The organism is Cytobacillus oceanisediminis, from assembly GCF_003182355.1.
Classification (GTDB): domain Bacteria; phylum Bacillota; class Bacilli; order Bacillales; family Cytobacillaceae; genus Cytobacillus; species Cytobacillus oceanisediminis_A.
Genome location: NZ_QGTW01000013.1, coordinates 126,851 through 153,774 on the forward strand (window position 1 = coordinate 126,851; position 26,924 = coordinate 153,774).

The following is a 26,924-nucleotide window of genomic DNA, read 5'->3' on the forward strand; positions in this document are numbered from 1 at the left end:
GTTTTATCCCCATTCTACCATTTTTTCAGAACTGTATCCTGTAGACCTTCATTTACTTGTTAGACAGCTGTATAAAATACCAGCCGCCTTCTGTTACAACGGGCTTATAGGTTTTTATTTTCAAATTTAATTCTTTCGCCATATTGACGATAACCTCCTCAGCCGGGGTCGGATATAGATTTTCAAACGCGGAGAAGAAGCTATTGAAAACACTTGAAAAGGCTTCTCCTTTTTTTGAGTGGAGAATAGGAGTGATGATCGTGATTGAACCATTTCGGCTGAGCCAGCTTTTCAAACGAGATAATAGCTGCTTGCGATCCTGGGGTTCGATATAGTGAAGCAGATTGTTGGCCATAATCAAATCTGCTTTACCTTCAGGCATATAATCATGGACATTGGAGTTGATGATGTTAATATTTTTAAAGTCCCGGCAATTACTTCGGGCCGATTCTGCGACCTCTTTATTAATCTCTATCCCTGTCAAATCAACATTGGGAAACTTTACGCTGATCCTGGTTAAATAGCCTCCTTCTCCACAGCCAATGTCGATAATGTGCTTGATCTTATTTTTTCGGATCGTTTTTAAAAGCCGGGGCAGGGCAAGCTGCTCAAGGAGTGTTGAGGTTCTCGCAACAGTTGGCCCGTGCTCTTCATGATCAAAGGTATTTCGTTTATTTGAACGGAGCAGCTCCGGATATGAAAGCAATGTCGGGATATGCAGTTCCATCATTTCTTTAAGGATGATCCCTGTAGACCTTGGGTTTTTCGGTGTGGAAGGCAGACTGAATTTGGACGCTGTTTTAATTTTGTCCTCCCCTTTCTTTTTTAAATGGCGGATGGCCAGTCCAACCTCTACCCATCTTAAAAGCAGCTCCTCCTGCAGATTCTTGCTTGATGCTACTTCCTTAACTGTCCTCCATTTCCGAAACTGCGAAAAAAGATCAAGTTCGAAGCCTACATAAGCATGCCAGCTATACAGAAACGGCTGGTGTTTTTTCATCCAATTCCTTGCTTTCAGTAAACGGACATATTCTTTTATCATCGTTGTTCAACCTTCTTTCAGCATTTCCAAGGATAGTCGTCTTCACAGTAGCCTTTTCCAATAGCACCGGATAGGTACTGAAAGTTCGGATATTGCAGTGCCTGTTTGAGAAGAATTCCTTTCAGCTTTTCATGCTCGATCATAACGGCATAATCAAAGTCTCCCGGCAATATGCTATAATCCATGGAAAACTCGTTCTCTCCCTCCTCAAAACCAATCCTGGAAAAAGAAAAACCATTACCTCGAATCTCATTCAGAACATCAAGCCGTTCGAAAATTTGCATACTCTTCGGCTGCAGGAGCTCTCCTTTATAAATGGAAGACGGCGCTTCAAGCTTTTCAATTACCAATACATCGATCTTCGACCTGGCAAGCTTCAGCCCAAGCGTCAATCCGCCAATCCCGCCGCCGACAACAGCTACCTCCGTATTCAGGGACATACTTCGCACCACCTTTGCCCTTTATTTATCCTCCTTTTTAAAAAGCAAAACCAATGGATATGCTGATATTACAGTGTTTGGAAAATTTTAATAGACCGTTCGCATGAAAAAAGGAGTATGATTAAGAGAGGCACCTATATTTTCAAATTCTTGTATAATAGATAGAATAGAATTATACAAACTAAATTTTTGTTCCATTTAGGACAATCTATATAGCATTAAACTTGGAGGCATTTCTATGAGAGAAATAACAGTCGAACAATATATTCAAATGGATAAGGCAGTTCCGGTTGATGTAAGGTCTCCAATTGAGTTTGAGGAGTGCAGTATTCCAGGAGCTGTGAATGTACCGCTTTTCACCAATGAAGAACGTGTGGAAATTGGTACTCTTTATAAAAAAGAGGGTTCTGATGCTGCTAAATGGAGAGCGATGGAGATGGTTTCACCCAAAATTCCATCCATGCTCGGGAAAATTCGGGATCTGAAAAATGAAGGCTATCAGCCTGTTATATACTGCTGGCGCGGCGGCATGCGCAGTAAATCTGTAGCCACCTTTTTAACATATGCAGGAGTCTCTTTCCCTCGTTTAGTAGGGGGATACAGGGCCTACAGGCAATACATTCTTGAAAATACAGCTGGGTTAATTCCTAATCAATCAGTTGTTCTGCACGGCATGACTGGCGTGGGAAAAACGGATGTACTGAAGGTTTTAAACGAAAGAGGTTTTCCTGTCATAGACCTTGAAGAAATGGCGGGACACCGCGGCTCGATCTTCGGCTCCTTTGGAATGGGTGACGGCAGCACCCAAAAAACCTTTGACGCGCTGCTGTATCAAGCACTTTCAGAGGTTAAGGGATCGCCATATATCATTATGGAAGCAGAAAGCAAGCGAATCGGCAAGGTTGTTCAGCCAGATGAACTGCTGGATACGAAGAAAACCGGCATCCACATCGATATGTTCGCTGGTATGGAGTCCCGTGTTCAGCGTATTTTCAGGGATTATGTTGAGCCCTACAAACAGGAAGAATGGTTCAAACCAAAAGTCAGTGAAAGCCTTGTATTTATCAAAAAAAGGCTCAAAGATCCTGAAATTCGCACCCAGCTTGATGAAGCAGTCGAAAAAGAAAACTACGAACTGCTGATCAAGCTTTTATTGGAACACTATTATGACCCTCGCTATGCATTTAAGCAGCATGATTATGAAGGTCAATTCCACCATGTAAATGCTGATGATGTTGAAGCAGCAGCTGAAGCCGTCATCAAGATCATTGAAACACAAAATGCTCCCGTCCTGTGACGGCGGAGCATTTTTTAGCATTTTGGGCTCTGTTAAATTTGCCTGTTGATTTCCGCTCCAATCAACAAAGTGCCCAAATCAACATCGAGCTTTGATACAGCCAAATTTATAAAACTATCAAAATAGCCATATTTAATCCCTTCGTTTATCTCGCTATTTCTTACTTTTTATTGAACAAATTGTTCGTTATAATAGGCAAATATATTATCTCATAAGGAGCATTATGCCTATGATAGGTAGACGCATTAAAAGTTTGAGGATCAAAAGAGGCTTTTCTATTAATGAGCTCTCTGATAAAGCCGAGGTTTCAAAGTCATACCTAAGCTACATTGAAAGAGGCATCCAAAAGAACCCCTCGGTGCAGGTACTATCCAGAATAGCCAAAACTCTTGATGCCAATCTCGAGGATTTATTGGAAGAAAATAAAGATATGACAGCAGACCTAACAACCCTTGATGAGGAATGGGTCAGCCTAGTGAGGGAGGCTATACGGCAGGGGATAACAAAAGAAGACTTTTCCTATTATTTAGAGTTTATTAAGTTCAAGAAAATGAATGAAGAGAAAGAATAATAGCTTCAGTTTATTGAATAACACCCCTGCAAAGTCCTCCTATGTAATCTTTTGAACAGAAAGGGCGGCTTATGCTGCTTTAAATTAAAAAGCCAAGCCCATCATTTGCAGATAAAGCCTGGCTTCCCTTTTTTTTATTGTTCAAACTGATTGCAATTTTAGATCCCACTTCAGCATATGCTTCACCAATGCAATGTTCGCCGTCAAGCTTATGCCTTCTGTAAGCTCCTTTACCTTCCCAAGCAAAAACGGGGTTACTTTTTTACCGCTCATGCCATTATCTTTTGCTTCTTGCAATGCCGTTTCAATAACCCCTGTGATAAATGCCTCTTCAAGCGCATCTTGTTCAGGAATCGGATTTGCAATGACAACTCCGCCTTTAAGGCCAAGCTCCCATTTAGTCCGGATCATTTCAGATGCTTCCTCTGCAATGTCCACTCGGTAATTCACGTTAAACGGGCTAGTACGTGTATAGAATGCAGGCAATACATCGGTTTCAAATCCAACAACCGGGACACCATGCGTTTCCAAGTATTCAAGAGTTAATCCTATATCCAAGATTGATTTTGCACCTGCACAGACAACAGCAACATTGGTTTGGGCAAGTTCCTGAAGGTCGTCTGAAATGTCCATGGTGGTTTCTGCCTCGCGGTGTACTCCGCCAATTCCGCCTGTCACAAAGACTTCAATGCCTGCCAGCTGTGCACAGATCATCGTAGCCCGCTACTGTTGTTGCTCCATTTTTCTTCTTTGCAACCAAATAAGGCAGGTCACGTCTGCTCGACTTTTCTACTTCCTCGCTTTGGGCCAGAAACACCAGCTCCTCATCAGATAGGCCAATCTTAATTTCCCCATTTAAAATCCAATGGTTGCAGGGACTGCCCCATTTTTACGAGTAATTTCTTCACCTTCTTTTGCGTCTGGACATTCTGCGGGTATGGCATACCATGTGAAATAATCGTTGATTCCAATGCAACAACCGGTTTATTTGCTTTCTTTGCTTACAAAACTTCTTCAGAGTACTCCAGCCATTTTTCTAACATGATGTCACATTATCCTTAGTTAAAATATTGTTTGAATGTTTCCTGTAAGCGTGTATTATTTAGGTTCGGATTAACTGTTTCTAGTGATTGCAGCGCCAGCATCGAGCAGGCCGTTCCAATTTTACAAGCATCCTCTGTGTTCAAGCCCTTCAAATGTGCAAAAATAATTCCGGCTACAAGTGAATCTCCAGCACCTGTCACATCGGCAATTTTCACCTTCGGAGGAAGCAGCACACCTGCTTCTCCTTCGTTGGTGAAGTAAACCAGCCCTTTATCCCCCCGGCTAATGACTACTTTTCGTGCACCTTTTTTCATTATTTTCTCTGCGGCTTTAAAAAAATCTCCTTCACTGCTGATTTCCATTCCTGTTAAAGCTTCCGCCTCATTTTTATTGGCAATCAGCCAGGTCACGCCATTCAGTTCCTTCGGCAAATTTTTCATTTTCGGTGCAGATACAGGGGTGATGCAGAGCGGTATACTCTCTTCATCACATCTAGCAATAATCTGCTTTAGGACAGGAGGAGGAAAGTTAGTGTCAAGTATAACCATTTCGGATGAGGCAAGATACCCCCACTTCTTCTCAATAAACTCAGTGTTAACATTTTCATAAATAGACATATCGGCTAGGGCAACGGACATTTCTCCTTCAAGATCGAGCACTGCTGTATAAGTGCCAGTGGTTAGCCCTGCCAGGGACTGTGAGGCTGTCACATCAACAAAAGCTTTTGTATATTCGATCAGCCATTCTCCGTCAGGGTCGTCACCCACAACAGTCATCAGGCCAACATCACAGCCCAGCCTCCCAAGGTTTTCGGCTATGTTGCGGGCTACCCCGCCGCAGGACTGAGAGCTCTCAGCCGGATTTGATGTCCCATACTGAAGTTGGCCTGTCACCTGAATCTTCCTATCAATATTGGAGCCGCCAATACAAAGCACTTCTTTTTTTACGGGAAGGACGTAGGCTCTGCCCAAAATTTTCCCCTGCTTTGTAAGCGAAGAAATATACCCAGCAACAGCTGATCTGGAAAGCCCCGTCTTTTCAGCTAAATCATTTTGTGCGATAAATGGAGCCTCTTTAATCAGCTGCAAAATCAATGACTCTTTTTCATTCATAATTAATCAGCCCTGTCGTATTAAACTTTTGTTTATATTATGTACTTTCGTCCATAAGTAAAACAAGTGTTATTTTTTCAAATAATTTTCTATAAAGGGTTTATTACCCATATTTCTAGTATATTTATTCGCTAGTTAACTTGTTTGTTTGCTGGATTAAGTGATTTGTTCGCTAAATTTTATTGTTTATTCGCTAGATTTAATTATTTAATAGCTAGTTTCCAGCATTTATTCGCTAAGTTCACAATTAGGGAGGCGGTTCGGCTCAATCTATAAAAAAATGCCTCCCGCCATAAGACGGAAGACCATTAATTACGCTGCACTATCATCTTTTTTAATATCTTTTAAATAATATTCTTCTGATGTAAAGAATTCGTTTTTCAGCTGTTTGACTTCTTTGCTTAGGAGCAGGACAGCTACGATGTTCGGTATCAAAATCATAGCGAGAGCCAGGTCAAGGAATTGCCAAATGGTTTTCGCCGCTCCTACTGAACCGAGAACAATGGCACCGATGTAAACAACCTTGATTGCTTTTCCCGCAAAAGAACCAAAAAGGAACTCGGCCATTTTTGAGCCATAAAAAACAACCACAATGATAGTCGAAATGACAAAGAATATTAATGAAATGGCAACCAGTACACCACCGAAGGAACCGAAATACTGTGTGAATGCAGCTGCAGTCAAGGCTGAAGGGTCTTCCATTGCACCCTCTCTTGTCCAAACACCTGACGATAACACGACAAAGGCTGTAGCTGTACACACAATAAGTGTATCAACAACGATTCCGACTATTGCCCAGAAACCTTGCCTTACCGGATGGTCCGTTGTTGCAGCAGCATGGGCAATCGGCGCCGTTCCAAGTCCTGCCTCATTGGAATATAATCCTCGTGCAAATCCCCAGCGAATGATTTCGCCAATTGCCGCACCGGCAAATCCGCCTATTGCAGACATTGGCTGAAACGCATAAGTGAAGATTAATTCCAACACTTCAGGAAATTTGCCAAGATTCATAAATAATATAGCCAGAGCACTGCCTACATAGATAAGAGCCATGAATGGAACAACAATCTCCGTTACCTTCCCGATCCTTTTTATACCGCCAAAAACGACTAATGAAACGAGAACAGCAACAGCAATTCCCGTATAAAGCCCATTGATGCTGAAAGTTTCGCCAACAGCCGCGGCTACTGCATTCCCCTGTACCATAATGCTGGGAATCAGTTCAATCATGAGCGCAAAAGCAAAAATGACTCCAAGCCACTTCATGTTAAGCCCTTTTGTCATATAGTACATCGGCCCGCCGACATATTCGCCTTCTTCATTTTTCTCGCGGTACTTTACTGCCAGTACACTTTCGGAGAATTTAATCGCCATACCGATCAAAGCAATGACCCACATCCAGAATACAGCACCAGGTCCGCCAAACATAATGGCAGCCGGAACACCGACTATATTTGCTGCACCGATGGTCGATGAAAGTGCAGAGGTTAAAGCCTGCAGAGGTGTAACAGTTCCTTTCCCTTTCGGCTTTTTAAAAATGCTTCCGAATGTTTGCTTAAAAATATATACCGGGTAACGAAACTGGAAAAAGCCTAGCATAAAGGTTAAATATAAACCCGTACCCGCTAATAATAGGATGATTGGGTAGCCCCACAGCCATCCTGAAATACTTGCAACAATCTCTAATAACTTGTCCAAAAAATTATCCCCCTTGTAATGTTAACACAGCTGTCCTTAACGTTTTATTTCCCTGTTTTTTGCCAGTTAAACATTAAGCTAGAAAAAGTATAAACCTTTGATAAGGATAGTACGGTTTCTCAAACTTCCAGCCCAATTCCTACTTGCAAGGTAGACTTATTCTTAGAAATCATGTATATTTAGCTAGGTAACTATTTTAAAAGGATGATCTCATGGATTCTAATCAAAGCGAACTTTTTCACTCCATAAATCAATTTACTCGCCATTTTTCGAAAGTACTTAATGAAAGTTTGGTGCCGCTTGGTTTGTATGCTGCTCAATGGACCATCATCTATCGCCTTAAAACAGGCGGTCCCAGCACGCAAAAAGAGCTTTCTTCCTATCTGGGCGTTGAAGCGCCAACTATGACACGTACACTGGCCCGTTTGGAGAAAGCCGGATGGATTACAAGAACAATAGGCAAGGACAAACGCGAAAAAAAAATCATGCTAACCGACACAGCCATACATGAATATGACAATTGGCTCCACGCCGTCCGAACAAGCGAAAGCCATGTACTAAAAAACATTACCGTAGAAGAAATTAATATCATGATCAAACTCATGGCGAAAATGAAAGAAAACATGGTACCAGGCACCTATACCAGTTGATGAATGTGGTATAGGTACCTGGTACCGATTGTTAGGAGGTCAACATGAAGAAACAGCCGTTATGGACGAAGGATTTTTTGAGTATTTCTATTACTAGTTTTTTCTTATTTATGGGTTTTTATATTTTGCTGACAACGCTTCCCCTTTATATTTTGGATGATTTAAGGGGTGACGAGACACAGGTGGGCCTGATTATATCGGTATTCCTGATTGCCGCAGTGATCAGCCGTCCATTTACTGGAAAGTGGATTGACGAGCTTGGCCGCCGGAAAATCTTGCTTGCTTCATTACTGGTGTTTGCAGTCTCTTCCCTGCTTTACTTTTGGGCTGACTCAACTCCAGCTTTGCTTGCATTGAGGTTCCTGCACGGAATCGGCTTTGGTATGGCAACAACAGCAACCGGAGCGATAGTCGCGGACTTAGTTCCCAATGAACGCAGAGGCGAAGGTCTTGGCTACTATGCAATGTTTATGAACCTGGCCATGGTTATCGGCCCATTTGCAGGCTTGACGATTGTTCAATATGCAAACTTTGTATGGATTTTCGCTTTATGTACGGTTTTATCATTCATAGCGCTTTTATTGGGTGTTTTTGTAAAAATGCCACAAAGAGCAGAAGGCTCTGCCAAGCATCCAAAATTTACTCTCTCAAGCTTGTTTGAGAAAAACGCAGTTCCTGTCGCTGTCGCAGCGGGAATCCTTGCATTTGCTTACGCAGGAATTCTTTCCTTTATTTCTGTTTATGCCAAAGAGCTTGGCCTGCTGGAAGCTGCAAGCTTCTTTTTTGTAGTATATGCGGCGTTCATCATCATGTCCCGCCCCTTCACAGGCCGCTGGTTTGATACTTATGGTGAAAATAAAGTCATTTATCCGGGCATCATCCTGTTTGCCGCCGGATTATTTTTGCTTAGCCAGGCAAACAGCACCTTTTTGTTCCTGCTGTCCGGCGCAATTATCGGATTAGGCTACGGCACCATCGTTCCAAGCCTTCAAACAGTAGCGATAAAACGAGCCGATCCATCGAAAAGAGGCCTTGCTACTTCTACCTTCTTCACACTATTTGATACTGGGATTGGATTAGGCTCCTATATTTTAGGAATACTTGCGGTTCAAACAGGATTTTCAACCCTATATTTCATGCTTGCGGGAGTTGCGCTGTTTGGCCTGTTCGTCTACTATATGCTCCATGGGAAACAGAAAGAGCCAAACACAGTGCACTCTGAAGCTAATTTGCCGTTATAACTCGTATAGCTGCTTATTCTGGAAAAGAGCCCATTGCGGCTCTTTTTCTTTTGTCGTTTGTCAACCCCGAATTGTGTATATTTTCTGTCTTTTTTGTAAAAACCAACATATAATGTAATTAAATAAAAATGCAGATATCATTTCAAGGAGGTTTATGAATGACAATCGTTCACATTTTGAACTTTTCTATTCCTATTGCATGTGTATTTTTATTTGGTGTAATGGTTGACCGCATGTGCAAACCGGACGGATCTGAACAAGAAGCAAATGAATAATGGAACTTAATTTGTAAAGTTGCTGGATTTCTGCGCTTTTTTTGTTTTTTATCGTCCTGCCCGCTGAATTTAGATGAAAGTTTCAGCATATCCAGACAAAAAATTAGTATATTTGCAAGTTCAGCTATTTTATTAGCAACTTTTGATTTTTATTAGCAGCTTTTCTATTTTATTAGCAACTTTTCAATAATTCCGCATTCATCCTTCACCTAAAAAAAGAAATCAGCAATTCTAAGGCTGATTTCCCGTTCTTGGCAATATTAAAATTTCTACCCGTCTGTTTTTGGCTCTGCCATCTTTTGATTCATTGTCGGCAACCGGCTGGAATTCACCAAATCCCTTTGCACTGAACCAGCGTGGATCAAGTTTATCGTGATGAAGGATAATTTTCATAAAATTAACCGCCCGCATTACACTTAGTTCCCAGTTTGATTCAAAGCGGGAATTACGGATTGGAACATTGTCTGTATGCCCGCTAATAATGATATTCCGGGGCGGGTCCATGACGAGGAGCTCTGCTATTTCATTCGCTATTTTTGAATCTCCGGTCCGAACCTCTGCACTTCCTGAGCTAAAAAGGACATTATCTCTGATTGAAACAAGCAGCCCCTCTGTGGTTAAAGAAGTCTCCAGCTTGTCTGCCAAATTCTTATTCTCTATAAATGCATTTACTTTTTGCTGAAGAGCGGCTAGTTCTTCCTGGTCTGCCGCCTGCTTAAGCTGCTCTTTTTCCAGCTTATCAAGCGCAGCCATTCCCTCAAAGTCCTTGCCTGGATTCTCTAAAACAGCATCTGTTGATTGCATCTGGCCTTCGGGCACCGGGCTTGGAAATTCCATGACACCTGTTCCACCAGTAAAAACGTCATTGAATGCTTTCGATAACTTCTGAAACTTTTGTGCATCAACAGAACTCATGGCAAACAGGACAATAAAAAGAGCCAGCAGCAGGGTTAATAGATCAGCATATGGCAGAAGCCAGGATTCATCCACATGCTCTTCGTGATGCTGCTTCTTTTTTCGCCTACTCATCCTTCGCCACACTGCTTTCTTCAAGGAATTTTCTGCGTTCCCCTGAAGGAAGATAGGAAGCCAGTTTTTGTTCAATTACCCGCGGTGCTTCCCCTTCCAAAATGGACAGGATTCCTTCAATCATCATGCTCTTCAGCTTTGCTTCCTGCTTCGATTTTCTCTTTAGCTTATTGGCAAACGGATGCCAAAGCACATATCCCGTGAAGATCCCCAGCAAAGTTGCAACAAAGGCCGCACTGATGGCATGGCCCAAGCTGGTTGTATCATTCATATTTCCCAATGCTGCGATCAATCCAATAACCGCCCCCAACACTCCGAGAGAAGGAGCATATGTGCCTGCCTGGCTGAAAATCAAAGCTCCTGATTGATGCCTTTCTTCCATGGCATCGATTTCTTCGCTCAACACATCACGGATGTAATCAGCGCTTTGGCCGTCAACCGCTAGTGATAACCCGTTTCTTAAAAAAGTGTCTTCGATTTCATTGGTTTTAACTTCAAGGGCAAGCAGACCTTCTTTTCTTGCCAGCTGAGCCCAATCTGAAAACATTTTAATCATCTCAGTGGGATTCATGAGCTTTTCTTCCTTAAATAAGACCCTAAATAGCTTTGGTACCCTTTTTACTTCACTCGTTGGAAAAGCAATGGAAACTGCTGCTGCCGTTCCCAAAATAATAATCAGGATAGCTGCAGGATTAAGGAGAACTGCGGGGCTTACCCCTTTGTAAATCATCCCTACTCCAACCGCTATTAATCCTAAAATTATTCCTATTATTGTTGTCTTATCCATGCATGCCACACCTATCTATGTAGTCTAAGAAAACTGCAATCCTATCTACTATTAATTTCGGATACTTTCTACGGTTCTTTAGGAAAATTTTCTTATGCGTTATTTTCAATTAAAACAGGACAAGGTTCAAAAACCTGTCCTGTATCTGCATACCGTTAGATCCAGCGGCAGCCGCAATGCCTTCTTCGTCTTCTGTCATCGTCTTCTGCACCGCGCACTCTGTCACCTCTGCAGCCTCTTCCTGTTCCGGCTAAATCTCTGTTATACCATAAGTGACCGGCACCATCATGACGGCGATGTCTTCTGCGGTCATCTTCTGCTCCCGCTACATCATCACGGCGATGTTTTCTGCGGTCATCTTCTCCCGCTACATCATCACGGCGATGTTTTCTGCGGTCATCTTCAACTCCCGCTACATCATCACGACGGTGTTTTCTGCGGTTATCTTCTGCTCCCGCTACATCGTCACGGCGGTGTTTTCTGCGGTCATCTTCAACTCCCGCTACATCATCACGGCGGTGTTTTCTGCGGTCATCTTCTGCTCCCGCTACATCATCACGGCGGTGTTTTCTGCGGTCATCTTCTGCTCCTGCTATATCATCACGGCGGTGTTTTCTGCGGTTATCTTCTGCTCCCGCTACATCGTCACGGCGGTGTTTTCTGCGGTCATCTTCTGCTCCCGCTACATCACAGCGGTGTTTTCCGCGGCCATCTTCAACTCCTCCTACATCGTCACAGCGGTGTTTTCCGCGGTCATCTTCTGCTCTAACAATAACCTTGTCTGCCCTAATTTCTACTTCATCTGCATTGATCTCAAATCTTCTTCTCCAATTGTTTGACATTTGAATACCTCCTTCCCCCTGGATACTATAGAATATGTTTCTTCGAAGGTTTCCGCATGGACAAAACCCCAGGCTATCAGAAAATGTGCATGTCTTTTGTATAAAAAACAAAAAAACTCCTTTCCTTTTAAGGAGAGAAGTTTCCTGGACTATATTTTTTGAAATACTAGATTATTTATCTTCATTAAGTGCATTAATGCGGCCTGGAACGTGGCATGTGTTTCAGTATTAAGCTCAATGCCTGATAAGACAATCTCTTTTATTAACTGTGGCGTCATGCCGACAAAATAAGGCTTTACCCCCATTAGGCGAATTGATTCAGTTAGATTTCGGATTTGCTGGCCCAATTCAACAAGGCACATCTGCTCAATTCGCTCGACCGTAATATCGGTAAAATCGATGATGGCAAATTCTATATCATGATTTTTGATATGGTTCAAAATTTTAACGGTAATCTTTTCAAACCTTTCTGCAAAGAGGAGGCCTGTAATCGGCACCAAAATAGTTTGGGGAACAATCGATGGAATGATTGGTGCAGTCATTTCTGCGATAGTCGCTTCGTATTCCTCTATCCTTTTTTCAAGAGACTTTATATATTCATCTTTATTCATGTTTTCTCCTTAAATGCTTCATTGTATGCCATCAGGGGAACTGTAAAATGGCCAGCATTAGAATAATTTATTGTTTATTTTTTCTTCGTAGTTTTTAAAAATTGATGAATTGGTATTTTGTCTTCTTTTCGACATCATGCTATTAAAACGAAGCATTTTTTCATTGAGCTTCTGCTTCAATTCCTTCTTTTCTTCACTATCCTCGCATTTTTTGATTAGGTCTTCAATTGTGAGCATTTCCTGTTTAATTTGGGTTTCTTCCTCGGTATAGCCAGCATTTTTCAGAATGCGGTAAGCCATTCTCAGGTTTTCCGGCACTGACGCAAGATCATCAAAAGGAAGCGGCTTTCCATAGCCCGGCAAGTTGTCAAACTCGCCATCCTTGTAAGCTCTTTTAATCCGATCTTCAGAAATAATGGTAAAGAAGTCCATCCTTTTATTTCCCCCTTTACATAATTTGTTACTTCTTATTATATATTTTCAGCGCTGCTTATTAAAGTAATTATATTTTAGGAATGCGCACGAAAAAACAAGAGAAAGCTTCTACCTCCTCCTGCTATATTTTCCCTATTAGATTCGGATCCCGGGTGATTCCAGGCTCGCCTGGCTTCCAATTTGCAGGTACTCCCTGCCCTGTCTGCTGGGCATATTGAATCCCCTGCATAATTCTGACATGTTCATGAAGATTCCGGCCAACTTCCCCTGGATAAATTAATTTTGCAGAGATGATCCCATTTGGATCAATAAAAACCGATGCTCTTACGGCTGCCCCAGACTTTTCATCCAGAACCCGGTATGCTCTGCTGATAGTATGTGTCCTGTCGCTTACCATCGGAAAATTTACATTTTTTAAAGAGGGAGAGGTCTCCTTAAATACTTTGTGCGAATATACACTGTCCGTACTAATGGACATTACTTCACAGTTAAGTGCTTTTAAGTAAGGATTAATAGCGGCGACCGCCGCCAATTCTGTCGGTCAGACAAAAGTAAAGTCGCTTGGATAAAAGAACAGCAGTACCCACTTGCCCTTATAATTCTCTAAATTGATTTTTTTTATTTGATTATCAATAATGGCATCAGCAGTGAAAATCGGAGCACGATCTCCACGGCTTGCGCAAAAAAACGCTGGGCTTGCAGCCACGGCTGCGTTAAATTCATTCACCATTCCTTTGCTCCCTTCATACTTCAATATCCACCATATATACTTATGCTTTCAAAAAGGAAAATGAACGCGAAAAAATGAAAATAAGCTGCCATACATAGTCTTTAAACTCAGGGGGGAAAATAGTGAAAGACCCGTAACCTTAAAGATGAAAGGAGCATTACCATGTCACGTGGAGTACATTTCAACCATAAAAGAAAGCTTCATCCAGGGAACTTTCCTGAACATACAATGGTAGAACAGCATACAACCGAAGCTCAAGAAGACGAGGAATTAATTGTTACACAAGAATCATTTAAAAACCGCTTTGAAGAAGATGAAGCAAAAGAGCTTGAAGATAGAGCCAAGGAATAGGAATTAGGGTCTGAAAAATTTCAGACCCTTTGTTTTTATATTGTTTCAATATCAACTTTTTTCAGCCAGGAAGCACATGCTTCAATATCCTTAGAGAAAATGCGATCCTTTGTAATGGAAGGGACAATTTTTCTGGCTTCTTCATAGAATTTCTTTGTCTTATCAGCCATTTTTTCTGATCCGCGGTATTCTGCTGCCTGCAGTGCGCAAATTAATTCAATGGCAAGGACTTTATTAACATTTTGGATAATCTGATATGCATGCCTTGACCCAATCGTTCCCATGCTGACATGGTCTTCCTGATTCCCGGAGGAAGGAATCGAATCGACACTTGCCGGATGTGCAAGCGTCTTATTTTCCGATACAAGGGAAGCCGCCACATATTGGAGAATCATCGCACCTGATTGCAGGCCTGGTTCCGGGCTTAAAAATGGCGGTAAATCACTTAGCTGCGGATTGACAAGCCTTTCAATTCTGCGCTCTGAAATGTTGGCAAGTTCCGCGACAGCAATTTTCATAAAATCCATTGCGAGTGCAATCGGCTGGCCATGAAAATTCCCGCCGGAAATGACGCTTTCTCCATTATCAAAAATGAGCGGATTATCAGTAGCTGCGTTCATTTCAATCTCAAGCTTTTCTTTTACATAATCAAGTGCCTGCCAGGAAGCACCGTGCACCTGCGGAATGCACCGGACCGAATAAGCATCCTGAACCCGGATTTCTCCCTGCCTGGTAATCAAACTGCTTCCTGACAGGTATTCACGCATCCTCCTTGCTGTATCCACCTGCTGCTGATAGCCTCTTGCCTGGTGGACATTTTCATCAAAGGCATCAATAATTCCATTTAAGCCCTCCATGGTCACAGCTGCAATCAATTCACTTTGATAAGCCATCCTTTCTGCTTCAAGATATGCTACGACACCCATCGCAGTCATCGCCTGTGTACCATTGATAAGCGCAAGGCCTTCCTTTGCTTCCAATGTTAGAGGTGCAATGCCTTCCTGCTCAAGAACTTCCAATGCCGGCTTCCTTTCACCATTGTAAAATACCTCTCCCTCTCCTACTAAGACCAGCGCTAAATGGGAAAGAGGCGCCAAATCGCCGCTTGCACCAAGCGAGCCCTGCTGGGGAATGACCGGATGAATATTTTTATTAACCAGTTCTAGAAGCGTCTCGATTACTGCTGGGCGAACTCCGGAAAAACCTTTTAATAATGCATTGGCTCTTAAAAGCAGCATGGCTCTTGATACAGATTCAGAAAATGGCTCTCCTACACCACATGCATGCGAGCGGATCAGGTTTAATTGAAGATCCTGTACATCCCCCTGATCAATGAGTACATCGCTAAACTTTCCAAAGCCAGTATTAATGCCGTAAATGACTTTTTCCTCGCTGACAATTTTTTTCACTGCTGCATGGCTGTTTTTAACACTCTCCATACTCTCCTCAGATGCTGCTACTTTTTCTCCTTCAAATAAAACTCGATTGACTTCTTTCAAAGTAAGCAGATTTCCGTTTAGAATAACCATTTTATTTTCCCTCCTATGCGTTAAAGTCATCAAAGATCCTGTTAGATTTTCCATTTCATTTCCTCCTCGGTACATTAGCGAAATAAAGAAAAGGCTGTATTTCAAACACAGGTTTGAAATACAGCCTTTTAAACGGATTATTCGCAGCGAAATTTTTTGGGTGTTTCATGATCATCAGTCCAATGTCTTTATATTTTCTGAATATAATTAATTTTAATTGTCCTAATGAATGTTTGTCAATTAAATTTTACCAGTTTTTAACAAGTTAGATTGTTAGAATGGTAATACAGTAAAGCGTTTTAACTCTTCTTTCACAATAAAAAGAGCTGCACACATGCCAGCTCTTCTCTCCCCATTATTATTCTTTGTTTTCTATCCTTTGCCTTCTCAAAGCATGCTTTAATGTACTGTAAGTATCTATGCCTGTAAAGTCTAAGCCCAACTGGATGGAAGTCTGGGCAACTTCAGGGCGAATGCCGGAAATGGTTGATTTTACCCCCAGCAGCTTTAACCCTGTTGTCAGTGAAAATATTTGATGGGCAACCATTGTATCAATAATGGCAACACCCGATAAATCGATAAAAAGGTGTTCTATGTTTTCCTTTGCACATTTTTGCGGGATTTGCTCCAGAAGCAATTGTGCACGCTCCGTATCAATATTGCCGATCAGCGGCAAAACAGCGGTTGAATCTTCAACAGGAATAACTGGAGATCCAAGTTCGTTAATCAAATTTTGCTGTGCAATAAGCCTTCTATTTGTAAGGTTATAGTACTTCTCCGTAAACTTATTAATTAACTTATCGAATGCTGTATTTATAATGGAACTCCACTTCAAGATATCGTCTGTTGAAATTTCATCCTGATTTTCCTTTATAAACTTCTCAACAAAATGCCAAAATGTTTCTCTTACATTGCTTAAAGCTTCAAGGACTTCATAAATAGGCGTATCCGATTCGATTCTGCTTTCCGCTACTGTGCTGGCCCACCTCTCCATGTTTTCGGCGAATTGTTTCTCGTCCTCCAGCAGAGCAGTGGAAACGGTATAGTTAGTAAAAGCGTTTTGTTCGCGCAGCAATTTCTCATAAGCCGGGTCTGCATCGGCTGAGTAAATGGAATCACCCTGTTTTTCTCTCATTGAAAGCCACTTGTCAGTAATGTTTTTTGAATTTGCTTGAATAAAATCAAATAGTCTTCTGTATTTTAAATCCATAATTTCACCTTGTCTTTCTATTTGTAAAGATATTGGTAATTTCATTGTAAAATGAATGGGTTTTAAATTGAAAGCAATACACCTTATGCCACATAACTTATCTTTCCAAACCAGCTGAACATTTATATCTTTTTTCCTTGAGGATTACATATCTTGTTCAGGAAAGATAACCCCCTCCATTACAAATTTTAATGCTTTTCCGCTATACTGAGTAAGGATAGAAAAAGGATTGCGGTCTTGCCGTAATCGAAAGGAGTTACGATGAAATCACTAGTTCTTGCAGAAAAGCCCAGTGTTGCACGTGAAATTGCAAGGGTGCTGGGCTGCCGGCAATCACATAAAAGCTATATAGAAGGCGACAAATATGTCGTTACTTGGGCTCTGGGACATCTAATCGAATTAAAGATGCCCGAACACTATGACAGCAAATATAAAACATGGAAACTGGAGGACCTGCCTATTATCCCTGATCAAATGGAGCTGAAGGTGATGAAACAGACAAGCCACCAGTATAAAGCCATTGAAAGCCTGGCAAAGCGTACGAATATCAATGAGGTCATTATTGCTACGGATGCCGGCCGCGAAGGTGAGCTTGTCGCACGCTGGATACTGGACAAAGTCCGATGGCGCAAACCAATCAAACGATTATGGATTTCCTCTGTTACAGACCGTGCTATCCGGGATGGATTTAAAAATCTAAAGCCTGGGAAACAATTTGACGATCTATATGAATCCGCAGTCTGCCGGGCGGAAGCCGATTGGCTCATTGGCTTAAATGTAACAAGAGCACTGACCACCAAATATAAGGATCCTCTTTCCGCGGGAAGGGTGCAGACACCGACTCTGGCGCTTATTATGGAAAGGGAAAAAGCCATTCAAAAATTTGTTCCTAAAGAGTATTGGACTATTCGTGCCCAGGTAGGGCCTCTTCAGGCTGATTGGGAAAAGAACGGTGAAAAACGAGTTTTTTCAAAAGAAATAGCTGATAAAATTGCCTCTAAAACAAAAGAGCAAAAAGCCATTATCCAATCCATAAACCGGAAGGAAAAAACGGAGCCGCAGCCGCTTCCTTATGATTTGACCGAGCTGCAGCGTGATGCCAATAAACGTTTTGGCTTTTCGGCCAAGAAAACATCAAATGTGCTGCAGAAGCTTTATGAACAGCATAAGCTTGTCACATATCCGAGAACAGATTCCCGCTATCTGACAAAGGATATGGAAGCTACCATGATTGACCGCCTCCATGGCATTGCCGCTTCCTATAAGGACGAAGTGCGGCCGATTCTGGCAAATCAGGGGAATGTACTTGCGAAGCGGGTCTTTAACAATGAAAAGGTCACTGACCACCATGCCATTATCCCAACGGAGGAACGTGTTCATCTTGGTGATTTGTCCACGGATGAGCGCAAGTTGTATGAATTAATCTTGCGCAGATTCCTGGCACTATTCCATAACCCATATAAGTATGAAAGCATCCATGCCGTTATTGACGTAAATGGCGAAACCTTTACAGCCAGAGAAACGGCTGTTATTGATTTGGGTTATCGCAAAGTTGAGCGGAATACCGATGAAGAAATAGGAAAGCAAAGCCTTAAAAACATCTCAAAAGGGCAATCCTTTACGGTTCAATCAACAGAGGCAGCTGCCAAGCTGACCGAACCGCCGCTCCGTTATTCTGAAGCGGATATTTTGACCCAAATGGAAAAATACAGCCTTGGAACACCGGCCACAAGAGCAGAAATTATTGAACGCTTGCTAGAGACAGAAGCAGTGGAACGGCAAAATGGCCGCCTTCATCCAACCAAAAAGGGCAAGCAGCTCATGGACCTTGTGAATGATGATTTAAAGTCGCCTGAACTGACTGCCAAATGGGAACAGGATTTAGAAAAAATTGCACGAGGAAAAGCAGACCCAAAAGAATTCCTGCAGAATATCCGCAAGCAGACAAGGACATTGGTATCCGAGATTAAAAAGAGCGATAAGTCTTATCGTGCCCATAATCTGACAGGCTCGAAATGTCCCGAGTGTGATTCCTTCCTGAAAGAGAGGAACACAAAGGATGGGAAAATACTGGTCTGTTCTAATCTGGAGTGCAGTTTCCGCAAGCGGAAGGATCCGAAGCTTTCGAACCGCCGCTGCCCTCAATGCCGCAAAAAAATGGAAATCCACCAGGGCAAAGCAGGCGCATACTTCCAATGCCGCCCATGCAACGTCGTTGAAAAAGCCCAGGACAAGAAAAAAGCAGTCAATAAACGCGAAGAGCGTAAACTTGTCCAAAAATATACCCAAAAGGAAGACTCTTTTGGAACAAGCCTTGGCGATCTGCTTAAGGCTGCGATGGAAGATAAGGATTAAAGCTTGGCCCCCGGCAATGCCGGGGGTTTTATTTTTTGATACCCGATAGCTGTTTAGCTTTGGCTCTCATAGACTATACGTACTTCCCTCATCTAATCTGCGAAACACCCGCCGATCAGCCAGAGCTTTTCTAAGAATATTGAGCTCGTCCTCTCCATAGCATGTACTAACACTGAAAGGAGTGTGACACAATGTTAACCAAAATGGCAGACCGTTTTTCAAAGCTCGTAGAGAAATATCTTCCGGATGCTTTTGTCATCGCTGTATTGATGACACTATTTGTCTTTATCCTTGGGCTTTTCATGAAGCCATCCGAGCCTGTGGAGTTGTTTAAATCCTTCGGTGACGGTTTCTGGGTGTATCTTGCTTTTACTATGCAAATGGTCCTCCTGCTGATGACCGGAATGGCGCTTGCTTCAGTCCCAGCAGTCGAGCGAACCCTTGAAAAACTGGCATCCAAAGCACAGACTGCTAACCAGGCTTACGTACTGACTTTTCTTATTTCCTCTGCCGCTTACTATATTAACTGGGGACTTGCCGTTGTAGTTGGAGCCATTATTGCCCGTGAAGTCGGCAAAAGGAATCAGAATGCACACTTCCCTCTTTTAGTTGCGGCAGCATATGCGCCTACTGTTTTATACACAGCTGGTTTATCCAGCTCTATCGGGCTTACTGTAGCGACTGAAGGACATTTTCTGGAGAAAGTGGCTGGAGTGATCCCTACTTCAGAGACGATTTTTCATCCAGGCACCATCACTATTCTGGTTGCTCTTTTAATAACCATTCCGATCTTCATTGTATTGATGGCACCTAAAAAAGAGATTATATCCTATACTCCTCCAACGAATTCCAAAAAGGCTGCTGAACAGGAAGAAAACTCGAATGACACGCCTGCAGGAAAACTGGAAAGCACTCCTTTTCTAGGAATAGGTATTGGGTTAATAGGCCTCATTTATATTGCTTTTGAATTTATAAATGGGCGTGACCTGGATTTAAACATTATTAATATTGCCTTTCTCTCACTTGGGCTGATTCTTCATAAATCACTGATCCAATATGCAAAGGCCTTTAAGGAAGCAGCTTCTGCCATTTCGCCTATTATTCTGCAATTTCCTTTTTATGCCGGCATCATTGCCGTCCTTGGAAGCTCTGGACTTGCCGAATCTATTATTAACGGAATGACATCAATAGCCAGCAAAGAGACTTTTGATATTTTCACTTATTGGACAGCTGGACTCGTTAATATTCTTGCTCCTTCAGGCGGAGGGCAATGGGCATTGCAGGGGCCGCTTCAAGTACCTGCCGGCCTTCAGCTGGGAGTGGATCCAGCGGTTACAGCTATGGCTGTCGGCTGGGGTGATGCCTGGACTAACTTAATCCAGCCTTTCTGGGCACTGCCAATTTTAAGTGTCGTCGGCCTTCATATCCGCCATATTATGGGCTACTGCATCTTATTAGGCATTTGGGTTGGATTTATTACAACAATTCTTATGTTTTTTGTTTATTAATGTGAAAAGGCCAAATCCAATGCGGTTTGGCTTTTTATCATAGCTAAAAAATCTTGTATTTTGTTCAAACTTGGTAGTATGATAGCGTTATTCTGATATTCGAAGTCGAGGAAACAGCATGAGAATAAGAGATTGGGATAAGAATTTAAAGGTGAGATTATTTGGGGAAGCGCTAATGAATATTACGTTTTGGATGTTCTTCCCGTTTTTAACGATTTATTTTGCGGATGAATTCGGAAAAGACAAAGCTGGATTATTGCTCATTTTTTCGCAGGTTTTTTCTGTGTTTGCCAATTTAATGGGCGGTTATAGCGCCGATCGATTCGGACGAAAGAGAATGATGGTCCTATCAGCCTTTGGGCAGGGAGTATCCTTTTTAGTTTTTGCCTTCGCGAGTTCTCCCTGGCTGGACTCTCCTGTACTTGGCTTTGTCTGCTTTGCTCTAGTGGGTATCTTCAGTTCATTTTATTGGCCAGCAAGCCAGGCGATGGTGGCAGATGTGGTGGATGAAAAAGATCGAAGCCATGTATTTGCTATCTTTTATACATCGATTAATATAGCTGTTGTTGTGGGGCCAATCCTGGGAGCTATCTTTTATGTTCATTACCGTTTTCAGCTTCTTATAGCTGCTGGCCTTATCTGTATGCTTTTAGCCTTAATTCTTGGAAAATGGACAAGGGAAACAGCCCCTCAGCAGTCTTATGTATTGAGCGAAAAAGGCAAGTGGTATTCCTTTTTATTAAAGCAAGTGAAGGATTATGGCATTATCTTCAGAGATAAAACGTTTCTTCTGTTTATTACTGCTGGGATTCTGGCAGCGCAAACCTTTATGCAGCTTGATCTATTAATACCTGTCTATACAAATGACTTTGTTAAAAATCAGCAGCTCTTTAAATGGGGGGAGTGGTCTTTTCATGTCCATGGAGAGCAGGCCTTTGGAATTCTGCTTTCCGAAAACGGCTTTCTTGTAGCTCTATTTACCGTTTCCGTAACGAAAATGATGCTAAAGTACAAAGAAAGAAATGTTTTTATCTTATCTTCTCTCACATATGCTGCGGCCATTATTATGTTTGGCCAAACACAATGGATTTGGGGACTAATCCTGGCTATGGCTGTCTTTACTCTCGGCGAATTAATGACCGCTGGCCTGCAGCAGAGCTTTGTATCAAAAATTGCACCCGAGCAGATGAGGGGCCAATATTTTGCTGCAGCCTCCCTCCGATTTACCATCGGGAAGACCATTGCTCCTATATCCATTCCGCTAACGGTCTGGATCGGATATGATTGGACATTTATCATCCTGGCTTTACTAGCCGTATTAAGTTCATTCTTATATTGGCTGATGTTTGCACTTCCCGAAAAGAGCCGGGACAATTAATGCTGAAAAGGAATCTGTATAAGGTTCCTTTTTTATTACCTTTCTTCATCCCAGGATGGAGAAAGCAGGTTCTCGGGGCTGATTTTAAATTCAATATGTTTCTTTTTCCGAATAGAAAAGCTACAATTGAAAATGAAGATTCTGACAAAGGAGGATACATAATGAGTAACTTTCAAACTAGTTTAGAGAAATACGCAGAGCTAGCTGTAAAAGTAGGAGTGAATGTCCAAAAGGGCCAGACACTTGTCATTAACACAACGCTTGACGCGGCTGAGTTTGTCCGTGTTGTTGTAAAAAAGGCTTATGAAGCAGGTGCCCACAATGTTGTTGTGAACTGGAGCGACGACACGGTTACACGCACAAAGTATGATTTAGCCCCGGATGAGGCTTTCACAGAGTACCCCGAATGGCGTGCCAAGGAAGTAGAAGATTTGGCTGAAAAAGGTGCGGCATTTATGTCCATTGTTTCAGCAAGCCCTGATTTGCTGAAAGGCGTAAAATCAGAACGGATCGCCAGCTTCCAAAAGGCTGCCGGAAAGGCACTTGCGAAATACCGCAAGTTTATCCAGTCCGACAAAGTCAGCTGGACTGTAATTGCTGCGCCATCTCCAGCCTGGGCAAATATGGTATTCCCTGAGGCACCGGCAGAATCCAGAGTGGAACTGCTTTGGAACGCTATTTTTAAAGCAACTCGTGCTGATCTGGATAACCCGGTTGAAGCTTGGAAAAAGCATGATGAAACACTTCATGAAAAAGTGGATTATCTGAACGGTAAGCGATATAAAAAGCTTCATTACAAAGCTCCTGGAACTGACCTTACAATTGAACTGCCTAAAGGCCACTTATGGGTTGGAGCAGGCAGTATAAATGAACAGGGACATGAGTTCATGGCAAACATGCCTACAGAAGAAGTTTTCACCGTTCCTTATAAAACTGGTGTTAACGGCACAGTTTCCAGCACAAAGCCATTAAGTTATGGCGGAAACATTATCGACAACTTCAGCCTGACATTTGAAAACGGACGCATTGTGGATGTTAAAGCAGAAGAAGGAGAAGAAATTCTTAAGCAGCTTGTTGAAACAGATGAAGGCTCCCACTATCTTGGTGAAGTAGCCCTTGTTCCTTACAACTCGCCAATTTCCCAATCAAACCTGCTTTTCTATAACACTTTATTTGATGAAAATGCCTCCAACCACCTGGCAATCGGCAGTGCTTATGCATTCTGTATTGAAGGCGGAAAGAAAATGTCCAGCGAGGAGCTGGCGGAAAACGGACTGAACGAAAGCTTAACACATGTCGACTTCATGATTGGCTCTGCTGAAATGGACATTGATGGCATCACCGAAGATGGCAATGCTGAACCAGTATTCCGCAAAGGCGATTGGGCTTTTTAAGGAATAAAAAAGGATATCATTCTTAAGAAAATCATGTGGAATTATTCCGCATGATTTTTTGTTTTAGTTAGGTGTATTTTACTTACCTGTCCCGCTTGATCAGAAAAAACTTCTATGGCGTACTTATCTGCAGTGTAAACAGAAAGGGTTCCGCCTGTATTTGGATCATCTTTTACTTCCGCTGGATTTCCAAAAAGGGTCTTTATCTCATCGATTGTGGTTCTCATCCGCTGTCCTGGAATAGAGATCGCTGTTACATTCCTTGTTTCACTTTCATAATAATAGGTAATATCAGGGTACATTACATACGGACTTTCATCTTCAAACCCCTCTTTTATAAAATCCGGCTCTGACTTTTTAATTTCGGATATATTTGTGCCAATCGGATAAGGGCTTCCAAGCGGAATGCCTTGTTTTGCTTTTTCAATTACATCACTGCTAAGCTCCAGGTTTTTAAATGGATAATAAAAGGCTTCATCTTCTATCCATTTATTCATCCAGCTGGCATTATTCTCGCTCCCTAGCTCTTCGCGATCGTGAAGAGTCAGGGAAAGGGTTTCCTCGTTAAAAAGCCATGTTGAAACAACCCATTTATCTTGTCGGTTTTGAACAGTCTGGATAAACTTCTGGTTAACTCTCTTTATTTTCGCCAGTGAGGAAGTTATTACATCCTTCTCGGAACTAATCTCGATTACTTCACCATCTTTTACTGCCAGCAAATGGCCCTTGGCTTCATCCTGGCCTTTCGGCTGAAAGACTGAAATGATTGTCTTGTTTCTCATTTTTAATGTATACACTTGTTCCTGCGAAGAATTAAAAACCATTTCACTAGCCTCACTTAGGACATCCTGTTTATAGGCGACTTTAGAGTCCTTTTCTGCCAAATAGACAGAATAATGCCCAGTATAATAGGAATCGCCTTTTTTTCCTTTTTGGCTGTCTTCCTCCAGGATTGTATTTCCTTGATCTTCTGCAAAAAGATATACGGTATATTTCAGCTTCCCATCAGCAGCCTCAAATTGGTATAAAGACTTATTCTTAAGCCAAACAGAATCTTTTTTCTCTTTCCCTTCTGTTTGAACAGCTGAAAATTCATCTTCTGCCTCTATTTTATCTTCTTTTTCAAATGTAATATCCTCTGTATTTAATGATGCATTGGTTTCACTTGAGCACCCTGCTATTATTGACGATAACATGACCATCGATATGATATATATAAATTTTTTCATTGTAATCTCCCTAATGTTTTAAAAACATTTCCATTTAAAGTCAAATGTTACAATAACTTTGCCTTTAACCTATTAAGTGTAACAAATAGGGATCGTTTCTACAAATCTACCAATATGCTCATTTTTTTATAAAAACAAGCATTTCCTTTCATATCCTCGGTTTAAGGCAATTCTCCTGCTTCAATCAAACGTTTGATTGAATTGGGTTCCGGCCAAGTATATGAATGGATCCTGCCTCAAAAGCAAAGCAGGCTCCAGTTGTACCGGAGCCTGCTTTTTTAAATTTCAGCTGCTGATGATGATTTTTCGGTAAAAAGGCTTACAGCTACATAAGCTAGCAGTGATAATGCAATAGGCAAAACGACTGTATTCATGCCAAACGCATTTGGATAAAAGGTATGAAATAGAATATAGGTGCCTGTCCCAGTTAGCATGGAGGCTACTGCGCCGAACTTATTTCCTTTTACCCAGTACAGGCCGAGCACAACCGGCCAAATGAAAGCTGCTTCAAGTCCCCCAAATGAGAATAGGTTCAGCCAAATCAGCAGGTCAGGCGGGCTGAGCGACATTAGAAACACCAGAACACCCAATAGAGCTGTAACGCTAAAGCTCATTTTTTTAATTGTGCTTTCATTTGCATCTGGCTTTATGTAATTGATATATACATCTTTTACGATGGCTGAGCTGACAAGCAGCAGCAAAGAATCAACCGTTGACATGATAGCGGCCATCGGAGCAGCGAGAACAATCCCTGCAAGCCAGGGAGGAAGAACTTCCATCGCAATCATCGGCATTACTTTATCCCCCACTTCAATTCCCGGAAGAATCGGGCGGGCGAATACGCCAATTAAATGCATGCCAAGCATGATAGAGCCGACCACCACTGTTCCAATGATAATGGCCCGGTGCATGGCTTTTGCATTTTTATAGGACATGGCCCTCACTGCAACCTGCGGCAGTCCGACAACACCAACTCCCACTAAAATCCAGAAAGATGAAACATATAAAGGCGTCAGCCCTCCATCAAAGCCATATGGAGTAATAAGATTTGGATTCTCTGCCGAAAGGTCACTGATTATATTGGATATTCCTCCACCTGCCACAATGACAGCAATTAGAAGGATCAAAGTTCCGATAAACATAATCGCTCCCTGGACGGCATCTGTCACCGCTACCGCACGGAAGCCTCCAATCACCACATAAACCATTACAGAAGCCGCAAAAATAAACAATGCGGAAATATAACTTAACCCTGTCAATGACTCAATTAATCTTGCACCGCCAACCCATTGGGCCGCCATAGCGGAAAACAGGAAAATAATGATGCTGAGAGCTGAAAGCCAGACTACCCATTTGCTGTTATATCTTTCTTTAAGAAAATCTATGAGCGTAACTGCATTATACTTCCTTGCTGTGATGGCGAATTTCTTGCCAAGAACCATGAGGACAAAATAACCGGTAACTACCTGTGACATCGCAAGCAGCACCCATCCCAGCCCCTGGGTATAGGCAACCCCAGGGCCGCCGATAAAGCTGCTGGCACTTCCGTAAGTTGCAATCATCGTCATGGCCAGAATAAATCCGCCAAGCTGCCTTCCCCCCAGGAAATAATCCTGAAGAAACGAATTGCCCGACTGGATATGTCTGCTTGACCAAAATCCGATAATAAATATAAGAATTAAAAAAATGAGGAGAGGAGCCAAGACTTCCCAGTTCATTCAGAGTCTCCCCCTTCCGTGTTCTCTTCAAAAGGCACTTCTTTAAAAAAGAATTTTACTGCTGCAGTTACCAGTACGACCATAATGAGAAAACCGGCCACACAGCTATAGAAAAACCATGCCGGCAAGCCAAATATAAACGTATACTCGTCCGCCGGTCCTGAGCCCATACCGTAGGCAAATCCGTACCACCATATAAAATTAAAAAGAACGAGTCCAATTCCAATCCATGCCTCTTTTTCAGCAATTTTAAAGCGAGGATCCTTTCTATGTATTTCTCTCTTCATCTTATCCCCCTTCAGAGCTTTCTTATAGTATGTATGATTTGGAAGGTATTCTAGCATTCAGTTTCAATTTAAAAATACAGCATATTCCCTGAACATAATCCCATTAATAACTCTTTTCTGCAACAAAAAAAAGCAGATTGCTCTGCTTTTTTGATACTATT

Annotated in this window: 24 protein-coding genes and 1 pseudogene; 9 read left to right on the forward strand and 16 right to left on the reverse strand. The window is 42.1% G+C overall.

All coding sequences use genetic code 11. The features are described from left to right. Positions 1-52: 52 nt before the first annotated feature. Both DFO73_RS21380 and DFO73_RS21385 read right to left on the reverse strand, forming a co-directional pair. Positions 53-1,042, reverse strand: a complete 990-nt coding sequence (locus tag DFO73_RS21380) for a class I SAM-dependent methyltransferase (protein ID WP_110066723.1) — start codon at positions 1,040-1,042, stop codon at positions 53-55. A gap of 17 nt (positions 1,043-1,059) precedes the next feature. Beyond that, positions 1,060-1,482 carry an FAD-dependent monooxygenase gene (locus DFO73_RS21385; RefSeq protein ID WP_258309677.1) on the reverse strand — a complete coding sequence of 141 codons (423 nt, stop codon included), beginning with the start codon at positions 1,480-1,482 and terminating at the stop codon, positions 1,060-1,062. Between the two features lie 238 nt (positions 1,483-1,720). On the opposite strand from DFO73_RS21385, the gene mnmH reads away from it, so the two are divergent. Together mnmH and DFO73_RS21395 are read left to right on the forward strand one after the other, a co-directional pair. Further along, positions 1,721-2,779 (forward strand): tRNA 2-selenouridine(34) synthase MnmH, encoded by a 1,059-nt coding sequence (gene mnmH, locus DFO73_RS21390; RefSeq protein ID WP_110066724.1) that lies wholly within the window; start codon positions 1,721-1,723, stop codon positions 2,777-2,779. A gap of 229 nt (positions 2,780-3,008) precedes the next feature. Beyond that, positions 3,009-3,350, forward strand: a complete 342-nt coding sequence (locus DFO73_RS21395; protein ID WP_110066725.1) for a helix-turn-helix domain-containing protein — start codon at positions 3,009-3,011, stop codon at positions 3,348-3,350. A 79-nt stretch (positions 3,351-3,429) separates the two neighbouring features. On the opposite strand, the pseudogene DFO73_RS21400 reads toward DFO73_RS21395, so the two are convergent. From DFO73_RS21400 to DFO73_RS21410, 3 genes and pseudogenes are all read right to left on the reverse strand, one after another. Then, a pseudogene (locus DFO73_RS21400) lies at positions 3,430-4,393 on the reverse strand (pseudouridine-5'-phosphate glycosidase). A gap of 15 nt (positions 4,394-4,408) precedes the next feature. Beyond that, positions 4,409-5,506, reverse strand: coding sequence for a carbohydrate kinase (locus DFO73_RS21405; protein WP_110066726.1), 1,098 nt, complete (start codon positions 5,504-5,506; stop codon positions 4,409-4,411). A gap of 312 nt (positions 5,507-5,818) precedes the next feature. Beyond that, positions 5,819-7,204: an alanine/glycine:cation symporter family protein gene (locus tag DFO73_RS21410; RefSeq protein ID WP_110066727.1), complete on the reverse strand. Its 1,386-nt coding sequence runs from the start codon at positions 7,202-7,204 to the stop codon at positions 5,819-5,821. Between the two features lie 212 nt (positions 7,205-7,416). Between DFO73_RS21410 and DFO73_RS21415 the strand changes: the two genes are divergently transcribed. After that, on the forward strand, positions 7,417-7,854 hold the full coding sequence (locus DFO73_RS21415) for a MarR family winged helix-turn-helix transcriptional regulator (protein WP_110066728.1): 438 nt from the start codon (positions 7,417-7,419) through the stop codon (positions 7,852-7,854). Between the two features lie 44 nt (positions 7,855-7,898). Further along, positions 7,899-9,095 carry an MFS transporter gene (locus DFO73_RS21420; RefSeq protein ID WP_110066729.1) on the forward strand — a complete coding sequence of 399 codons (1,197 nt, stop codon included), beginning with the start codon at positions 7,899-7,901 and terminating at the stop codon, positions 9,093-9,095. 506 nt (positions 9,096-9,601) lie between these two features. On the opposite strand, the gene motB is transcribed toward DFO73_RS21420, so the two are convergent. From motB to DFO73_RS21450, 6 genes are all read right to left on the reverse strand, one after another. Further along, entirely contained in the window at positions 9,602-10,399 is a 798-nt protein-coding gene (motB, locus tag DFO73_RS21425) for a flagellar motor protein MotB (protein WP_110066730.1), read from the reverse strand. Further along, positions 10,392-11,186 carry a flagellar motor stator protein MotA gene (motA, locus tag DFO73_RS21430; RefSeq protein WP_110066731.1) on the reverse strand — a complete coding sequence of 265 codons (795 nt, stop codon included), beginning with the start codon at positions 11,184-11,186 and terminating at the stop codon, positions 10,392-10,394. The genes motB and motA overlap by 8 nt, the downstream gene beginning before the upstream one ends. 155 nt (positions 11,187-11,341) lie before the next feature. Then, positions 11,342-12,028, reverse strand: a complete 687-nt coding sequence (locus DFO73_RS29465; protein ID WP_258309679.1) for a hypothetical protein — start codon at positions 12,026-12,028, stop codon at positions 11,342-11,344. 149 nt (positions 12,029-12,177) lie between these two features. Further along, positions 12,178-12,639, reverse strand: coding sequence for an STAS domain-containing protein (locus tag DFO73_RS21440; RefSeq protein WP_110066732.1), 462 nt, complete (start codon positions 12,637-12,639; stop codon positions 12,178-12,180). A 57-nt stretch (positions 12,640-12,696) separates the two neighbouring features. Then, positions 12,697-13,071 carry a J-domain-containing protein gene (locus DFO73_RS21445; RefSeq protein WP_110066733.1) on the reverse strand — a complete coding sequence of 125 codons (375 nt, stop codon included), beginning with the start codon at positions 13,069-13,071 and terminating at the stop codon, positions 12,697-12,699. 124 nt (positions 13,072-13,195) lie between these two features. Continuing rightward, positions 13,196-13,804: a peroxiredoxin gene (locus tag DFO73_RS21450; RefSeq protein ID WP_258309680.1), complete on the reverse strand. Its 609-nt coding sequence runs from the start codon at positions 13,802-13,804 to the stop codon at positions 13,196-13,198. 162 nt (positions 13,805-13,966) lie between these two features. Between DFO73_RS21450 and DFO73_RS21460 the strand changes: the two genes are divergently transcribed. Next, positions 13,967-14,155, forward strand: coding sequence for a hypothetical protein (locus DFO73_RS21460; protein WP_110066735.1), 189 nt, complete (start codon positions 13,967-13,969; stop codon positions 14,153-14,155). Between the two features lie 35 nt (positions 14,156-14,190). Here DFO73_RS21460 and hutH read toward each other — a convergent pair whose 3' ends face one another. Together hutH and DFO73_RS21470 are read right to left on the reverse strand one after the other, a co-directional pair. Continuing rightward, positions 14,191-15,684, reverse strand: coding sequence for a histidine ammonia-lyase (gene hutH / locus DFO73_RS21465; protein ID WP_181396088.1), 1,494 nt, complete (start codon positions 15,682-15,684; stop codon positions 14,191-14,193). A 358-nt stretch (positions 15,685-16,042) separates the two neighbouring features. Beyond that, complete coding sequence (locus tag DFO73_RS21470; protein WP_110066737.1) at positions 16,043-16,894, reverse strand: STAS domain-containing protein; 852 nt, start codon at positions 16,892-16,894, stop codon at positions 16,043-16,045. A gap of 261 nt (positions 16,895-17,155) precedes the next feature. On the opposite strand from DFO73_RS21470, the gene DFO73_RS21475 reads away from it, so the two are divergent. From DFO73_RS21475 to DFO73_RS21490, 4 genes are all read left to right on the forward strand, one after another. After that, the gene (locus DFO73_RS21475) at positions 17,156-19,249 is read left to right on the forward strand and encodes a DNA topoisomerase III (protein ID WP_110066738.1); all 2,094 of its coding nucleotides are present in this window, start codon (positions 17,156-17,158) and stop codon (positions 19,247-19,249) included. 191 nt (positions 19,250-19,440) lie between these two features. After that, on the forward strand, positions 19,441-20,757 hold the full coding sequence (locus tag DFO73_RS21480) for a short-chain fatty acid transporter (protein ID WP_110066739.1): 1,317 nt from the start codon (positions 19,441-19,443) through the stop codon (positions 20,755-20,757). A gap of 118 nt (positions 20,758-20,875) precedes the next feature. Beyond that, positions 20,876-22,135, forward strand: coding sequence for an MDR family MFS transporter (locus tag DFO73_RS21485; protein WP_110066740.1), 1,260 nt, complete (start codon positions 20,876-20,878; stop codon positions 22,133-22,135). A 161-nt stretch (positions 22,136-22,296) separates the two neighbouring features. After that, entirely contained in the window at positions 22,297-23,529 is a 1,233-nt protein-coding gene (locus tag DFO73_RS21490; RefSeq protein WP_110066777.1) for an aminopeptidase, read from the forward strand. A gap of 41 nt (positions 23,530-23,570) precedes the next feature. On the opposite strand, the gene DFO73_RS21495 is transcribed toward DFO73_RS21490, so the two are convergent. From DFO73_RS21495 to DFO73_RS21505, 3 genes are all read right to left on the reverse strand, one after another. Further along, positions 23,571-24,758, reverse strand: coding sequence for a hypothetical protein (locus DFO73_RS21495; RefSeq protein ID WP_110066741.1), 1,188 nt, complete (start codon positions 24,756-24,758; stop codon positions 23,571-23,573). 278 nt (positions 24,759-25,036) lie between these two features. Next, entirely contained in the window at positions 25,037-26,476 is a 1,440-nt protein-coding gene (gene panF, locus DFO73_RS21500; protein ID WP_110066742.1) for a sodium/pantothenate symporter, read from the reverse strand. Further along, a complete protein-coding gene (locus DFO73_RS21505) occupies positions 26,473-26,763 on the reverse strand; it encodes a YhdT family protein (RefSeq protein ID WP_110066743.1) in 291 nt (96 codons plus the stop codon). The genes panF and DFO73_RS21505 overlap by 4 nt, the downstream gene beginning before the upstream one ends. Positions 26,764-26,924: the final 161 nt, after the last annotated feature.

Coding starts and splice junctions, on each gene's coding strand:
- DFO73_RS21475 (WP_110066738.1), top strand. CDS start 17,156: ATGAAATCACTAGTTCTTGCAGAAAAGCCCAGTGTTGCACGTGAAATT.
- DFO73_RS21405 (WP_110066726.1), bottom strand. CDS start 5,506: ATGAATGAAAAAGAGTCATTGATTTTGCAGCTGATTAAAGAGGCTCCA.
- DFO73_RS21495 (WP_110066741.1), bottom strand. CDS start 24,758: ATGAAAAAATTTATATATATCATATCGATGGTCATGTTATCGTCAATA.
- mnmH (WP_110066724.1), top strand. CDS start 1,721: ATGAGAGAAATAACAGTCGAACAATATATTCAAATGGATAAGGCAGTT.
- hutH (WP_181396088.1), bottom strand. CDS start 15,684: ATGGTTATTCTAAACGGAAATCTGCTTACTTTGAAAGAAGTCAATCGA.
- motB (WP_110066730.1), bottom strand. CDS start 10,399: ATGAGTAGGCGAAAAAAGAAGCAGCATCACGAAGAGCATGTGGATGAA.
- DFO73_RS21395 (WP_110066725.1), top strand. CDS start 3,009: ATGATAGGTAGACGCATTAAAAGTTTGAGGATCAAAAGAGGCTTTTCT.
- DFO73_RS21440 (WP_110066732.1), bottom strand. CDS start 12,639: ATGAATAAAGATGAATATATAAAGTCTCTTGAAAAAAGGATAGAGGAA.
- DFO73_RS21415 (WP_110066728.1), top strand. CDS start 7,417: ATGGATTCTAATCAAAGCGAACTTTTTCACTCCATAAATCAATTTACT.
- DFO73_RS21445 (WP_110066733.1), bottom strand. CDS start 13,071: ATGGACTTCTTTACCATTATTTCTGAAGATCGGATTAAAAGAGCTTAC.
- DFO73_RS21485 (WP_110066740.1), top strand. CDS start 20,876: ATGAGAATAAGAGATTGGGATAAGAATTTAAAGGTGAGATTATTTGGG.
- DFO73_RS21385 (WP_258309677.1), bottom strand. CDS start 1,482: ATGTCCCTGAATACGGAGGTAGCTGTTGTCGGCGGCGGGATTGGCGGA.
- motA (WP_110066731.1), bottom strand. CDS start 11,186: ATGGATAAGACAACAATAATAGGAATAATTTTAGGATTAATAGCGGTT.
- DFO73_RS21490 (WP_110066777.1), top strand. CDS start 22,297: ATGAGTAACTTTCAAACTAGTTTAGAGAAATACGCAGAGCTAGCTGTA.
- panF (WP_110066742.1), bottom strand. CDS start 26,476: ATGAACTGGGAAGTCTTGGCTCCTCTCCTCATTTTTTTAATTCTTATA.
- DFO73_RS21380 (WP_110066723.1), bottom strand. CDS start 1,042: ATGATAAAAGAATATGTCCGTTTACTGAAAGCAAGGAATTGGATGAAA.
- DFO73_RS21505 (WP_110066743.1), bottom strand. CDS start 26,763: ATGAAGAGAGAAATACATAGAAAGGATCCTCGCTTTAAAATTGCTGAA.
- DFO73_RS21470 (WP_110066737.1), bottom strand. CDS start 16,894: ATGGATTTAAAATACAGAAGACTATTTGATTTTATTCAAGCAAATTCA.
- DFO73_RS21480 (WP_110066739.1), top strand. CDS start 19,441: ATGTTAACCAAAATGGCAGACCGTTTTTCAAAGCTCGTAGAGAAATAT.
- DFO73_RS21460 (WP_110066735.1), top strand. CDS start 13,967: ATGTCACGTGGAGTACATTTCAACCATAAAAGAAAGCTTCATCCAGGG.
- DFO73_RS21420 (WP_110066729.1), top strand. CDS start 7,899: ATGAAGAAACAGCCGTTATGGACGAAGGATTTTTTGAGTATTTCTATT.
- DFO73_RS29465 (WP_258309679.1), bottom strand. CDS start 12,028: ATGTCAAACAATTGGAGAAGAAGATTTGAGATCAATGCAGATGAAGTA.